Source organism: Onishia niordana (assembly GCF_004798965.1).
GTDB classification, from domain to species: domain Bacteria; phylum Pseudomonadota; class Gammaproteobacteria; order Pseudomonadales; family Halomonadaceae; genus Onishia; species Onishia niordana.
On record NZ_SDSD01000005.1, the window covers coordinates 238,734 to 252,511 of the forward strand.

General features: G+C 60.9%; 11 protein-coding genes. 3 read left to right on the plus strand and 8 right to left on the minus strand.

Annotated elements, in window-relative coordinates; all coding sequences use genetic code 11:
- Positions 1-106: 106 nt before the first annotated feature.
- The 4 genes from ETC27_RS11520 to acnB all read right to left on the minus strand — a co-directional run bounded on the left by ETC27_RS11520 (position 107) and on the right by acnB (position 5,189).
- Entirely contained in the window at positions 107-955 is an 849-nt protein-coding gene (locus tag ETC27_RS11520) for a glycine betaine ABC transporter substrate-binding protein (protein WP_136255137.1), read from the minus strand.
- 48 nt (positions 956-1,003) lie between these two features.
- The gene (gene rraA / locus ETC27_RS11525) at positions 1,004-1,483 is read right to left on the minus strand and encodes a ribonuclease E activity regulator RraA (protein WP_136255138.1); all 480 of its coding nucleotides are present in this window, start codon (positions 1,481-1,483) and stop codon (positions 1,004-1,006) included.
- 152 nt (positions 1,484-1,635) lie between these two features.
- A complete protein-coding gene (locus ETC27_RS11530) occupies positions 1,636-2,235 on the minus strand; it encodes a porin family protein (protein WP_136255139.1) in 600 nt (199 codons plus the stop codon).
- Between the two features lie 353 nt (positions 2,236-2,588).
- Positions 2,589-5,189 (minus strand): bifunctional aconitate hydratase 2/2-methylisocitrate dehydratase, encoded by a 2,601-nt coding sequence (gene acnB / locus ETC27_RS11535; protein ID WP_136255140.1) that lies wholly within the window; start codon positions 5,187-5,189, stop codon positions 2,589-2,591.
- Between the two features lie 383 nt (positions 5,190-5,572).
- On the opposite strand from acnB, the gene ETC27_RS11540 reads away from it, so the two are divergent.
- The 3 genes from ETC27_RS11540 (at position 5,573) to ETC27_RS11550 (ending at position 10,896) form a co-directional block, all read left to right on the plus strand.
- A complete protein-coding gene (locus ETC27_RS11540; protein WP_136255141.1) occupies positions 5,573-6,007 on the plus strand; it encodes a DUF1289 domain-containing protein in 435 nt (144 codons plus the stop codon).
- A 129-nt stretch (positions 6,008-6,136) separates the two neighbouring features.
- On the plus strand, positions 6,137-6,775 hold the full coding sequence (locus ETC27_RS11545) for a MiaE family protein (RefSeq protein WP_136255142.1): 639 nt from the start codon (positions 6,137-6,139) through the stop codon (positions 6,773-6,775).
- A 218-nt stretch (positions 6,776-6,993) separates the two neighbouring features.
- Positions 6,994-10,896 carry an ATP-binding protein gene (locus ETC27_RS11550; RefSeq protein WP_136255143.1) on the plus strand — a complete coding sequence of 1,301 codons (3,903 nt, stop codon included), beginning with the start codon at positions 6,994-6,996 and terminating at the stop codon, positions 10,894-10,896.
- A 114-nt stretch (positions 10,897-11,010) separates the two neighbouring features.
- Here ETC27_RS11550 and ETC27_RS11555 read toward each other — a convergent pair whose 3' ends face one another.
- From ETC27_RS11555 to queC, 4 genes are read right to left on the minus strand one after another with little or no spacing between them, the layout of a single operon-like run.
- Entirely contained in the window at positions 11,011-11,304 is a 294-nt protein-coding gene (locus tag ETC27_RS11555; RefSeq protein ID WP_136255206.1) for a YkgJ family cysteine cluster protein, read from the minus strand.
- Between the two features lie 50 nt (positions 11,305-11,354).
- A complete protein-coding gene (locus tag ETC27_RS11560) occupies positions 11,355-12,200 on the minus strand; it encodes a 6-carboxytetrahydropterin synthase (RefSeq protein ID WP_136255144.1) in 846 nt (281 codons plus the stop codon).
- Positions 12,200-12,841: a 7-carboxy-7-deazaguanine synthase gene (gene queE / locus ETC27_RS11565; RefSeq protein WP_136255145.1), complete on the minus strand. Its 642-nt coding sequence runs from the start codon at positions 12,839-12,841 to the stop codon at positions 12,200-12,202. The genes ETC27_RS11560 and queE overlap by 1 nt, the downstream gene beginning before the upstream one ends.
- Positions 12,834-13,613, minus strand: a complete 780-nt coding sequence (queC, locus tag ETC27_RS11570) for a 7-cyano-7-deazaguanine synthase QueC (RefSeq protein ID WP_136255146.1) — start codon at positions 13,611-13,613, stop codon at positions 12,834-12,836. The genes queE and queC overlap by 8 nt, the downstream gene beginning before the upstream one ends.
- Positions 13,614-13,778 lie beyond the last annotated feature (165 nt).

Sequence of the window (13,778 nt, forward strand, 5' to 3'; positions counted from 1 at the left end):
CTGCCAATCCAATCAGTACCAAGCAGTATTAAGAGGTCAGAGCGACCCAACAAAAGCGCCCAGCCAAGCTATTGGTTGGGCGCTTTTTGCATGCACCATTTTGTGGTCAGTCGTCGTTCTTACCGAGCCAGGTAGCGACCATCTCTGGGTGCGCGTCGACCCAGGCCCGGGCGTTGGCTTCATAGTCGCCGTTGGCCTGGTTGGCGGCCATCAAGTCCTGGATGTCCGCGCTGCGCCACTGGAAGCGGTCGAGGATGGCGGTGATTTCCGGCTTGTCCTCGGCGAGCCCCTGGCGGGTCACGGTATGGATCTGCTCGTCCCCTGAATAGCGGCCCTGAGGATCGTCGAGATAGCGAAGTGCTTGCCCCGAAAAGACCGGATGCGGCGCCCAGGCGGTGACGACGATCGGCTCCTGACGAGACATCGCGGTCTTGAGCGTCTGACTCATGGCCGCATCGCTGCCCGCGACCAGTTGCCAGTCCTCGATGCCGTAAGCGTTCATCGCCTGCTCGGTGAGTGCCATGATGCCGGCGCCCGGATCGATGCCGTGGATACGCTGGCCAAACGTCTCCCCGGCGGCAGCGAGGTCGGCGATCGAGGTAACGTCTGCGTAGGTCGGTACCGCCAGCCCGACGCGGGCGTCAGTGAGGTTGGGGCCAAGATCATCGATCTCATCGGCCTTGCTTTCGTAGTAGCTTGCCTGAGTGACCGGAAGCCAAGCGCCGGTGAAGGCATCCAGCTCACCAACCGAGAGCCCTTGCCAGATGGCAGCAAGGCTTACCGAGCTGATATCCACCTGGTGGCCAGCATCTTCAAGGACGGCCTTCAGCACGTAGGTGCTGGCCTGGCCGGTGGCCCATTCGCCTATACCAAGACGCAGGCTGTCTGCTTGTGCGAGGGGGCTGACGGCGGCGAATAGCAGGCCGGTAGAAACGAGCAGTGAACGGACATGCATCTGACTATCTCCAGCAATAACATCCAGGGAAAGCGCCTTATTAGGCACTCATGATAACGGTTCCTTGGCGATGATGATGCCGTTGTTGTCGGCGTACAGCCATTGCTCGGGCGTGATGGTCACGCCCGCAAAGGTCACCGCGATATCGCGTTGGCCCTCGCCGCGCTTTTCGCTCTTGCGGGGGTGGGCCGCGAGGGCCTGAACGCCGATGTCGGTCTCGGCCAGCACATCGACATCGCGAACGCAGCCATACATCACCACGCCTGACCAGCCGTTACTTGCCGCTTGTTCGGCCAGCATGTCGCCAAGCATCGCGCAGCGCAGCGAGCCACCGGCATCCACGACCAGCACAGCGCCGTTGCCCGGCTCGGCGACGGCTTCCTTGACGCGCGAGTTGTCCTCGAAGCACTTGACCGTGCGCACCGGGCCGCCAAAGGCGTCGCGACCGCCGATGTTAACGAAGATCGGTTCGAGTACCTCGACGTCCGGGTGGGCGTCGCAGAGATCAGGCGTGATGATGGAAGTCATGGGATTCTCCTTGAGCGGGAACCCTGATGGTGCCACAACCTGGGCGTTGAAAAACGCTGCGATGAGATATGCAAACGCCGGGTCTGTACCCGGCGTTTGTGTTTTGCTGGCTTGGTGTTGCTAGCCAAGTTTTCTGGCTGGGCTTTGCAATATCAGAAGCGCATACCTGCCGAGGCGGTGAAGGTGTCGATCTTGTAGTCGCTATCCATGTCGTAGCGCTCGTATTCGGCGCGGACCAGGAAAGGATCGAAGTTGAACTGGGCGCCAACGCCATAGACCGGGTCGGTGCCGTCGTTATCCTTGAGGTCCAGGTTGGCGTTGCCGAGGTTGCCATCGACGTCGGTTTCCCACTTGGCAAGGCCTGCTTTGGCAAAGGCCGTGAACCAGGGCGTGACCGGCAACTGGCCGACAACGTTGACGCCGTAGGCGTTGGACTCAAGGTCGGTGTTGCCGATGTCGTTGCCCTTCAGGCGGGTGTGGCCAAGGTCTGCGTAGAAGAGCTCGGTGGCGAAGTAGGGGTTGACCTCATAGCCGACGAATCCCTTGAAGACGTTGTCGTCATCGTCGACGTTGAAGTCGTCGGAGCCGGACTCGATGAAGTTGTCGACGTCGTCACGGTCATTCTCCAGCGAGCTGAAGCCTGTGCCTAAGCCCAGGTAGAGGCCTTCGGCATCCGGGGCGGCGAGCACGGTGGGGGCCGAGGCGCACAGGCCGGTGGCGACGGAGGCGGTAATCAGGGCACGTAGTTTCATGATTTTCTCCTTGATAGCGGTTTCTGAGGGAGGCCGGAGCGATGATGGTGTCTTTGCGGTGCTTCGCCTCACCCAGAAAACACGGGCAATATCGTGTTACTAACTCGACATACAGAATGTAAATAGAACACTGTTCGATAACAAGGGTGGCGCAGTAACGACGAGTAAAGCTTTGTTGCAAACATTCGTTTGATCATTGTTGCTATCAAGGTTTTCTGCACAAAAAAAGCGCCCCGCAGGGGGCGCTTCGGTCATCGACTCCGGGTCATGTCGGCTGATTCGGGCGTAATGTCCTCTTCAGCAGGATGAACCGGCGATGTTGCGAGCATCGGCGATTTAAGGGTGATTCGGTCTCAGGCTTCAGCGACCGGAATCACGTTCGAGGCAGCTTTCTGGAATTCCTCGATTTCATGGAAGTTCATATAACGATAGATTTCACTTGCCATCGCATCGAACTCACTCATGTAGCCCTGGTACTCCTCGACGGTCGGTAGACGACCCTCGACCGCTGCTACCGCGGCAAGCTCTGCGGAGGCGAGGAAGACGTCCGCGCCATCGCCCAGGCGGTTGGGGAAGTTACGTGTCGAGGTGGATACCACGGTGGACTTGGGTGCCACACGTGCCTGGTTACCCATGCACAGCGAGCAGCCCGGCATTTCCATACGGGCGCCGGCACGGCCATAGATGCCGTAGTAGCCTTCTTCGGTCAGCTGGTGCTGGTCCATCTTGGTCGGCGGTGCTAGCCACAGCTTGGTCTTCAGGCTGCCGGCGGGCTGCTTCTCGAGCAACTTACCGGCGGCGCGGAAGTGGCCGATGTTGGTCATGCACGAACCGATGAAGACTTCATCGATCTGGCGGCCGGCGACTTCGGACAGCAGGCGGGCATCGTCCGGGTCGTTCGGGGCGCACAGCACCGGTTCCTTGATGGCATCGAGATCGATCTCGATGACTTCGGCGTATTCGGCGTCTTGGTCGGCACGCATCAGGCTCGGATCAGCCAGCCACTCTTCCATGGCCAGGATGCGGCGCTCGATGGTACGACGGTCGCCGTAGCCTGCATCGATCATCCACTTGAGCAGGGTGATGTTGGACTTCAGGTATTCGGACACCGAGTCCTCACCCAGGGTGATGGTGCAGCCGGCAGCACTGCGCTCGGCGCTGGCGTCGGACAGCTCGAAAGCCTGCTCGACGGTCAGGTCTTCGAGACCTTCGATTTCCAGGACGCGACCGGAGAAGGCGTTTTTCTTGCCGGACTTGTCGACGGTCAGCAGGCCCTGCTGAATGGCGTAGTAGGGAATGGCATGGACCAGGTCACGCAGGGTCACACCCGGCTGGCGCTTGCCCTTGAAGCGCACCAGCACCGATTCCGGCATGTCCAGCGGCATCACGCCGGTGGCGGCAGCGAAGGCCACCAGGCCGGAGCCCGCCGGGAAGGAAATGCCCATCGGGAAGCGGGTGTGGGAATCACCGCCGGTGCCGACGGTGTCGGGCAGCAGCATGCGGTTCAGCCAGGAGTGGATGATGCCGTCGCCCGGGCGCAGCGATACGCCGCCACGATTCATGATGAAGTCGGGCAGGGTGTGGTGTGTTTCCACATCGACCGGCTTCGGGTAGGCGCTGGTGTGGCAGAAGGACTGCATCACCAGGTCGGACTGGAAACCGAGGCAGGCCAGATCCTTCAGCTCGTCACGGGTCATCGGACCGGTGGTGTCCTGCGACCCCACGGTGGTCATCTTCGGCTCGCAATACATGCCCGGGCGCACGCCATCCATGTTGCAGGCCTTGCCGACCATCTTCTGGGCCAGGGTGAAACCCTTTCCGGTGTCGGTCGGCTGCTCGGGTAGACGGAAGACGTCGGACGGCTCGAGGCCCAGGGACTCGCGGGCCTTGCCAGTCAGGCCACGGCCGATGATCAGCGGGATGCGCCCGCCAGCGCGCACTTCATCGAGGATCAGCTGGGTCTTGAGCTCGAAGGTGCTGACCACTTCATCAGTGCCGTGCTTGCAGACCTTGCCCTCATAGGGGTAGACATCGATCACATCGCCCATCTCGAGCTTCTCGACGTCCATCTCGATGGGCAGGGCGCCGGAGTCTTCCATGGTGTTGAAGAAGATCGGGGCGATCTTGCCGCCGAAGCAGAAGCCGCCAGCGCGCTTGTTGGGCACGTTGGGAATGTCGTCACCGAAGAACCATAACACCGAGTTGGTGGCGGACTTGCGCGAGGAGCCGGTGCCGACCACATCGCCTACATAGGCGACAGGGAAGCCCTTGGCCTTCACTTCGTCGATCTGGGCGAGCGGGCCGGTGGTACCGGGCACTTCCGGGTGGATGCCGTCGCGCGGGTTCTTGAGCATGGCGTTGGCATGCAGCGGCATATCCGGGCGTGACCAGGCATCCGGTGCCGGGGACAGGTCGTCGGTGTTGGTTTCACCGGGTACCTTGAAGACGGTCAGCGTGATCTTCTCGTCAAGCGCTGGCTTGGCCAGGAACCACTCGGCATCGGCCCAGGACTGGATGATGTCCTTGGCCACGGTATTGCCTGCCTTGGCGCGCTCTTCCACATCGTGGAAAGCATCAAACATCAGCAGGGTGTGCTTGAGCTGTTCGCCCACTTCCTTCGCCAGGCTCTCGTCATCGAGGAGCTCAACCAGCGACACGATGTTGTAGCCGCCCTGCATGGTACCCAGCAGCTTGACCGCGTGGGTCTTGTCGATCAGCGGGGATTCGGCTTCGCCCTTGGTAATGGCGGTCAGGAAACCGGCCTTCACGTATGCGGCTTCATCGACACCCGGCGGAACGCGATCGGTCAGCAGCTTAAGCAGGAACTCTTCCTCGCCGGCCGGCGGGTTCTTCAACAGCTCGACCAGTTCGGCGGTTTGCTCGGCATTCAGCGGCTTGGGCGGCACGCCCTGAGTGGCGCGTTCTTCGACATGTTGGCGATAGGCTTCAAGCACGGAGGGACCCTCATCAAGTTGATCTTCCAGAGCGGGCCTGTGTGACGACACTTGAAGTGTGACGGTCGTCAATCGAGGTGCTCCGGGACTTTCGTTATGCGTCTTGCGGGAGGCAACACAGTGTACGTGATTTTGTCGACAATGTTAAGCAAGCCCCTGCTGACAGGCTTTGTACGATGGTCGTGTGCTCCTGAGCTGCGGCTTTAGCATGAAAAGAGGGCAAACAAGCAGCCTTTACGAAAACGACGTCAATGGTCCTGATACAAAGGGCTTGATAAGCGCATAGTCATACAGCGATAAGATCGGCTGGAGTGTCGTGGGCTTTTCTAGCCGGGTAAGATAGCGGGCAGCAATACGCTAGGTGGTAGCCAATAAGGAGAGCCATGACACGCCGAATCATTTCGCCCTGCGTCGGTCTGTGTTCGACAACGGTGGGTGACGATGTCTGCCGGGGGTGTCAGCGCCATGCCGATGAGATTCGCGACTGGCCGGCCTATGACTTTGATGAGCGCGATCTGCGCCTTGTCGAGCTGGATACGCTGCGCGTGGCGGTGGCGGGCGAGCTTCTGCGAGTGGTCGATGCCGATATGCTCAAGGCCCAGCTCGAACGTCATGGCATTCGTCATCGTGATGATCAGCCGCCGCTTTCTCAGGCCGTTGAGCTGTTGCGGGTGGGCCGGCATCGTATCAGTGACCTGTCACGTTACGGGCTTGAGACGGTGGGCGAGGGCGCTGGCCTTGCTGCGGCCGACTTGCATGCCATGCTGGTGCCGCGCTTGATGGAGGCCGCCGAGGCACGACGCCTTTCGTCAATTTGATGCTCGTCATGACTTGGCATTATTTCCGCCACTCAGCCGGCATGCTCTGTTGTGCCTGCTAGCTACCCTGTTTCACTATTTGAATGCGCTCGCATTGAATACTCACTTTCACTAACGATCAGAGAAACGATGCAAGAAACTGTGGATGACCTCTTACCCGCCGAGCTGCGGGACTTCTTGGCCTGCGAGACCCCGGGCACCTGGATTGACGCGGCGCTTGACCACCCGGATCTGCTGCTGATCGATCATGCCCAGTGCGAGAAGAAAGCCGCCTCGACGGCGATGAGCCTGATGTATCGCTATGTCGACCGTCCGCTGCTATTGACCAAGATGTCACAGCTGGCGCGAGAAGAGCTCTTGCACTTCGAGCAGGTGATTCGCGTCATGGAATCGCGCGGCATCGAGTATCGCCATCTCAGCGCGTCGCGCTATGCCGAAGGGTTGCGCCGCCATGTTCGCCGCGAGGACCCGCAACGCCTGGTCGACATTCTGATCATCGGTGCCTATATAGAAGCGCGAAGCTGCGAGCGATTCGCACGCCTGATCCCTCATCTCGATGCCGAGCTTGCCAAGTTCTATCGCAGTCTGGTTAAGTCAGAAGGTCGCCACTATGAAGATTACCTGATGCTGGCCCGTCGCTATGCCGCAGAGGCCGATGATACGAGCGTGGATGCGCGCATTGCGTTCTTTGCTGATTGTGAACGCCAGCTGATATGTGAGCCGGATGAGGTGTTCCGATTCCACAGTGGTGTTCCTGTCGCCGCCTGACGGCCAATGGCATACGTAGCACGGTGCTATCGAAAGGTGGTAAGCACGAGACGAGCAAGCAATAGAGGGTGAGGGGCAGCGCAATAGTGCTGCTCAGTGGGGAATGTCGGGGACGAAACGCAGCCGCGTAAACATAATTACAGGCTCGGCAGGCTCGCTTCGCGTAAGGGTGTCGTAGTTGTCCGAGCCAGCAGGATAATAACGCAGGAACCAACACGATGCGGGAACCCTCAGTCAACGAGCAGTTAGCGCTTTTTGGACACTTCTCACTGAATCTAGGTGAGGACTGCCTGACCCAGTTCAGTTACGACAAGGTCAAGGCGTTGCTGGTCTATCTCTTGCTCCATGACCAGCCGGTTAATCGGGCGACGCTGGCAGAGTTACTATGGCCGGATCAGGGCCTGTCTTCCGGGCGTACCAACTTGCGGCATGCGCTGCACTGTCTTCGTCAGTCGCTGGGTGACGAAGCCGATCAGGTGCTGGTGGTCTCTCGACAGACAATTGCCTTCAAGCTGCCCAAGAGCTGGGCATTCGATCTGCATGAACTGCAAGACTTGCTCGATGGGGTCGCCAACATCCCCAACCTGGAGGCCATTCTCGACGCCTATCGCGGGGATCTTGTCGAGGAGTTGCAGCTCTCTGCCTGCTCAGAATTTCAGCGCTGGCTCCTGCAGGTGCGCAACGAGTGGCGACAGCGGGTGATCGCCTTCGCCGAGACGGTCATCGACGAACATGACGATGTCCCTGAGTCGCTGCTGCGCACCCTGGTCAGCCGTTTTTCCGGCTATGGTCCCTTTCATGAGTGCCTGGTGCGTCAACTGGCCGAGCAGGGCCAGTCGGCGGCCGCGCATGAAGAATACAACGCTTACCTGCAGCTGCTGGCGCTGTCCGGACAACAGCCTGAACTCAGCTTTCTTCAGCTGGCGCGCTATTGGTCTGAAAGTCAATCGGAGCTGTCGCCGATCACGCATCAGGGGGCGTTTTCAAGGGCTGTGGCCGCCGATAGCGCGCCACTTCAGGAAGATGAAATCGAGCAGCGACAGTTGTCGGTCATGGCGATCCGCCTGAAGCTCGAAGGTGATTGGCAGGATCGGGCCGAGACCTGCGCCTGTCTGCGCCTGCAGATCGAGCTCCTCCGCTGGCTGGAGGAGCAGTGCCATCACCTGGGCGGTTTCTGGCTGACCGGTGCGACCGGTGGGCTGGGCCTGGCTTGCTTTGGCACCCATGGGCCGGCACATCAGCTTGCGGAACTCGTCGCGCTTTATGAGCACTGCCGCAAGGCGCTTCCCGAAGAAAGTCAGCGTCGCTGGTCAGGTGAAGGCGACATGCCGACATTCACGCTGGCGGCCGGGCTTAACAGCGGTCGAGTGGTTTATGTGCCCGAGCGTCAGTTGGTGGATCCTCTGGGCCAGGTCACCCAGCGCTCTTTGGACCTGATGGGCGCTGCTGATGGCAGTGAGTTGGTGATTTCGCATGAATCCAGCCAGCACATGCCACCGGCGCTTGATCTTCAGCCGCGCCTTACGTCGCGGCTAGTGGCCTGTGATGGCAGGGTGCAGCTGCGCGCCCTGGTCCTTGGGGAGAATGAAGGCGGTCGCGATGCCTTGCCGCCAAGTCTTGTGGGTCGCGAGTCGGATCTGCGCAAGCTGCGCGATGCCCTGGCTCGGGCCGGCATAGGTTTGCGTCAGAGCGTCTTGGTACGTGGTCCCTCGGGGATGGGTAAGTCGGCGCTGATGGTGGCCTTTCGCCAGCTCGAACAGAGTCGTGACGCGGCTATATGCTGGCAACCCGCCACACGTATGGCCGCGCAGACACCCTACAGTGTGGCGCGAATGCTGCTGCGTTGGCATTTGAAAGAAGAGCTGAGCGAGTCGCTGCTGGATGAGGTGCTGGCGGGGCATCCGGCACTTGAGATGGATGACAATCACCGCCGGCTATTGGCCGAGGCGCTAGGGATCTGTCAAAGCGATGAGACAGACCTGACGCAGAGCGGTGAAGCCGTCGAGCTGGTGGCGCGGTTGCTTAAGCAGTTGATCGAAGATCTGACGCAGGATCGTCCGCTGGTGCTGATGCTCGATGACCTGCAGTGGCTCGATGAGCCCTCCTACAAGCTATTGGCTGCCTTGCAGACCCGCCTGCCGATCAACTGCCCATTGCTGTTGGTGGCAAGCCATCATGGTCGCGAGTCGTTACCTTCCAAGCTTCATTGGGACCAGCAGATCACGCTGGGGCGTCTCGACAATCAGCAGTCTTCCAATCTGTTATCGCAGCTGGCGCGACGCTATCACCTGCATCTCAGCCCGCGTCTGCGCAACCAGCTAATCGAGCGCTGCGATGGCGTACCGCTGTATTTGCAGGAAATCTGTCGTCGTCTGGACATGGAGCGCCGGGAAGGGCGCAGCGTGCAGATCGACGAGTTGCCGCAAGGCTTGCTGGGTCTGCTGGCGAGCCGGATCGATCAGCTCGATGCCGATCGTGAAGTGGCCCAGATTGCGGCCGTGCTGGGGCGTCAGTTCCGCGTCGATTTCTTGACGGAATGCAGTGGCTGGGAATCCGTGAGGCTCAAGCAGGCGCTGGATCAGATGCTGCGCCTTGAAGTGATCGAGCCCTGCACGTCTTCCTCCGAGTGCGAATACCAGTTCAGCCATCAGCTGTTGCAGGAAGCCGCGTATCTGTCGTGTCCGCGCGATGTCAGGGTATCCATTCATCGCCAGGTGGTTAGTCTCATCGAAGAGCGCTTCCCGATCTGGATCAGTCGCCATCCCGGCGATTTTGCCACCCACCTGCGTCGCAGTGGCGATTACGCGCGTGGCGCCCGCTACTTCGAATTGGCTGCCCGCGAAGCGCTCAAGGTCAGTGCCAATCGTACGGCACTCAAAATGGCCGACGAGGGATTGGCCAGTCTGCGCCAGGTCGATGATTGCGCCGAGCGCGAAATAAGCCTGCTGACGGTGCGTGGCCAGGCGGCCTTCGCTATGGAAGGGCATGCATCGCCGACGGCTCATGAGTGCTTCGTGCGAGCGCGAGACTTACTTTCTGTGCAGTCGTCATCCGACAAGGATCAGGCCGATGACGAGACCGACCTGGAACAGCGCTTCCTGGTCAAATGGGGGCTCTGGGTCGGTTGCAGTCAGCGCCATGCCCACGCCGATGCTTTCTCGCTGGCCTCGCAGCTGGCGGGGCTGGCGGCGAGTCTCGAGGACCCGCGTTACCTGAGGTTGGCCGACTATGCGCGAGCCTGCTGCGAATATTGGGCGGGCAGCATTCGTCAGGCTTGTGCTCACCTGGAAGAGGTCGATCCTCTTCACCAGCCGATGATGATCGAATGGCTACCGTTCTCGGATCACCCCCAGGTGGCTGCCGCCTGTTATCAGGGCTGGGCATTGTGCCTGCGAGGCGACTATCGCCGGGCCGAGGCGCAGGCCGAGGCGGCGATCCGCCTCGCTGAAAGCTTCAACCATCCCGGCTCACTTGCCATGGCCTTGATGTATGCCGCTGCCGTCTATCGCCAGCTGGGGCATGTTCATCTGGTCAGTCGGCGTGCGCAGCGTGCCTTCGAGCTAACCGGCACCCCGGATCTGCACCTGTGGCAGATGTCGTCGCAGGGCCTGTTGGGCTGGGAGCGTGCCTTGTCGGGAGATCGTGAGGGGCTCAAGGTGATCGAGACCTGCATGGAAGAGTTCGATGCTATCTCGGGGCGTCATCGCTACCAGACGCCGATGCTGTGGTGGGTCGATGCCCTGGTGGCGTGTGAAGAGTTCGAGCGTGCCGAAGACTATCTCGATCAGTGCTTGCTGGTGGCACAGGAGCGTAGTTCGCTTTACATGCCGGAGCTGGCACTTCAACTGGCGCGTGTACGCCAGCGACTGGGGCATCCAGTCGAGGAAGTGCGACGTCTGACCGAACAGGCGCTGGAGCAGGCACGCGAGCACGATAATATTCACCAGCAGTTGAATGCGCTGGAGCTGTGGCTGACGCTGGTTGACCCGCAGGATCTGGCCGCGCGAGATGCGTTCCGCCAGCTGCTAAGTGTGGTCAGCATCAGTGATGCACCGGTGCTCATGCGTTGGCGCACTCTGCTTGACCATCGCTTGGCGGCACCGGCCCGCGCCGAAAGCTAGTCGATCAGGTGCGTCAGTAGCGCCCCACTGTAGAGAAAACAAAACGGCCCATCTGCTTGCGGATGGGCCGTTTTTGTTGGGCGTGAAAGCACTGCTATCTAAAGTAGCGCTGTTTCATGTCAAGGCTTCCCATTCGGCGATTCGCTCCAGTGCTTGGTCGCGATGAGTGCCGCAGAGCTCAGGGTCGAAATCGAAGCGTGCACAGACCTCAGGTCGACTAGGGTCACCGAACAGTCGACAGAGGTTGTCGTCATCGAGCTGCACGCAGCGAACGCCTGCCGGTTTACCTCTTGGCATGCCAGGAATGGAAGAGCTGATCGAGGGCGCGATGCAGCAGGCTCCACAGCCAGGGCGACAACCGTCCTCGGTGGCGTCGACACCTGTAGGTGGGGCAGCATCGGTTTGCATCGTCTCGGATATGGCGTCGGACGCAACCTTACGGCTGGCAATCAATCGGCTCATGGGGTGTGCTCCGCGATGGCTCCCTTGCCAATGCCCTCGAAGGCCTGAACGCGGGTCGCTTGACCGGTTCCACCGGCTATCTCATTGGCAAGCCAGGCGGCGATCTGCTCAATGGTCGTGGCGGTTGGCAAAATCACGCAGCGCTCGCGGGGTAGCATCAGGAAGAAATCGCCCTGGGGCGCGCGATAGCGGGTTGCCAGCATCCCTTTAGCCTCTAATTCGTGGTTATCCTCGATATCACTTTTATCGACCAGGTAACGATCGGCCAGGCGCTCGGCCCATTCGGCCTCGAGTGCCGGCGCGCGAGTGCCAGCCTGCCAGATATGGAGCGGCGAACGGTGGCCGTGGGCGATGCGCTGGCAGTTGCCGTCATGGCGGCGCAGGCCGTGGCTGTAAGTGTAGCTAGCGCCAGTGAGCGGTTCATCCTGAAAGCTCAGGCGTATCGCACTGACCCGCGGCGGCGGCTGGCGCATCATCTCCTCGGCGAAGCGCTCGGCGAGATCTGACGAGGTGATCTCTGCAGCGGGCACCAGGGTGAAGGCCTGCTGCGGGCCGCGCACCTCCATAACGTAGGGCGTGGTGGTGCGGATCGCGAGACCTTCGGGGCACTCGCTGACCGTTATGCCCGGTGCGTCAATGGGGACGATCAGGGTGTGGTCGGCGCCGTCATCCAGCCGTGACTTGATCCACGGTTTGACGTGGCCAAAGTCGAACAGCATGCCATCCTCGCCCAACTCACCGTCGAGCTCGGTATTGACCTGCCAACTGACGCCGATGAGACCGCGATGAGGGCACCACAGCGAGGCATCGAGTTGGGTCAGAGCGTTGACGAATAGCGTCATCAGTCGATCCCCGCAATCTTGTGAGTCTGCAGTGAGAGCTGCCATTGAGGGGCGCCTAGGCAGTAGTCGACGACATCGGCCATGGTGTTGCCGTCACCTCCCAGTGGTGCAAGGTCCATGGGTTGCAGATAGAAATGGTCAAAGTTGAGCCCGTCGAAACGCGCGGGCGGGGCATCCTGTTGCGGATAGACCAGCTTGAGCTCGTTGCCAGCGGTGATGGCAAGGGCGGTGTTGCCCTTGGGGCTGACGCATAGCCAATCGATACCGGCCGGCGGCATGAGCGTGCCGTTGGTCTCCACGGCGATTTCAAAATCGCGGGCATGCAGGGCATCGATCAGCGGCGTATCCAGCTGCAGCAGCGGTTCACCGCCTGTAAACACCACATAGCGACGCCCGCCCGGTACACCCGGCCATAGACTCGCCAGATGATCGGCGAGCGATTCGGCATCGTGAAAGCGACCACCGTTCTGCCCGTCGGTGCCAATGAAATCGGTATCGCAGAAGCGGCAGGCGCTACTCGCCCGGTCCTGCTCGCGACCCGACCAGAGATTACAGCCGGCAAAGCGGCAGAAGACACTGGCGCGTCCAGCCCGAGCGCCTTCGCCCTGCAGGGTATAGAAGGCCTCCTTGACGCTATACATCGTGGCGACCTTCGCTGGAGTCAGCGCTGACTTCTGCGTCAGTGCCTGGCCGCTGTGATGTGTCGGCTTCGGGTCGCTGTGATGCGGTGGCTTCGGGCCGCTGTGAATAGCCCAGGGGATCGCTCAAGCCATGTTGCTCGAAGGCGGCCAGCCGCTCGCGGCAGCTGCCGCAGTCGCCGCAGGCAAGAGCCCTGCCTAGGTAGCAGGTCCAGGTCTTGGCGTAGTCGAGTCCCATGGCGAGGCCGTCGGCCAGAATCTCGCCCTTGCCCTTGTGCAGGTAGGGCGCCTCGATGGTCACCGGCGAGAAGTTGGCGATGGCGGCTACAGCGTTCATCTTATCGACAAACTCGGGCCGGCAATCCGGGTAGAGCACGTGATCGCCGCCGTGGGCGCCATAGAAAACGCGATCCGCGCCGATGTTCACCGCCTGGGCAATGGCCAGAGACAGCAGGATCATGTTGCGGTTCGGTACCACGGTGGCGCTCAGGTTGTCGGCATCGTAGTCGCCGCCGGGCAGTGCCTGGGAGGCGTCTGTCAGGGCGGAGTTGTCGATCAGGCCATGGATGGCACGGATATCGACGATCTGATGAGCGATCCCGAGCTCCTCGCATACCTGTTTGGCGGTATCGAGTTCGCGTGCGTGTCGTTGTCCGTAGTTGAACGAGAGCGCGTGGAGCTCATAACCCTCGCGGCGGGCCCGGTGCAACACCGTATAAGAGTCCATGCCGCCGGAGTAGATCACTACGGCACGGGGGGCTGAAGAGGAGGTCATGGGGAGTTCCTTCGGAGAATTTGTTACGGCCGGCCTGGCGGCACGGACGCCCGGGATCCGGTCCGGGCGAGTCGCGCATTGTAGAGATTGCCAGCGCTGCTGGCCATAGCGGGCGGTTGTCACTGCTTCGTTATGCGTTCGACATGGTCACGTCATGTCGGACGC

Coding starts and splice junctions, on each gene's coding strand:
- ETC27_RS11520 (WP_136255137.1), bottom strand. CDS start 955: ATGCATGTCCGTTCACTGCTCGTTTCTACCGGCCTGCTATTCGCCGCC.
- rraA (WP_136255138.1), bottom strand. CDS start 1,483: ATGACTTCCATCATCACGCCTGATCTCTGCGACGCCCACCCGGACGTC.
- ETC27_RS11530 (WP_136255139.1), bottom strand. CDS start 2,235: ATGAAACTACGTGCCCTGATTACCGCCTCCGTCGCCACCGGCCTGTGC.
- ETC27_RS11540 (WP_136255141.1), top strand. CDS start 5,573: ATGACACGCCGAATCATTTCGCCCTGCGTCGGTCTGTGTTCGACAACG.
- ETC27_RS11545 (WP_136255142.1), top strand. CDS start 6,137: ATGCAAGAAACTGTGGATGACCTCTTACCCGCCGAGCTGCGGGACTTC.
- ETC27_RS11550 (WP_136255143.1), top strand. CDS start 6,994: ATGCGGGAACCCTCAGTCAACGAGCAGTTAGCGCTTTTTGGACACTTC.
- ETC27_RS11555 (WP_136255206.1), bottom strand. CDS start 11,304: ATGCAAACCGATGCTGCCCCACCTACAGGTGTCGACGCCACCGAGGAC.
- ETC27_RS11560 (WP_136255144.1), bottom strand. CDS start 12,200: ATGACGCTATTCGTCAACGCTCTGACCCAACTCGATGCCTCGCTGTGG.
- queE (WP_136255145.1), bottom strand. CDS start 12,841: ATGTATAGCGTCAAGGAGGCCTTCTATACCCTGCAGGGCGAAGGCGCT.
- queC (WP_136255146.1), bottom strand. CDS start 13,613: ATGACCTCCTCTTCAGCCCCCCGTGCCGTAGTGATCTACTCCGGCGGC.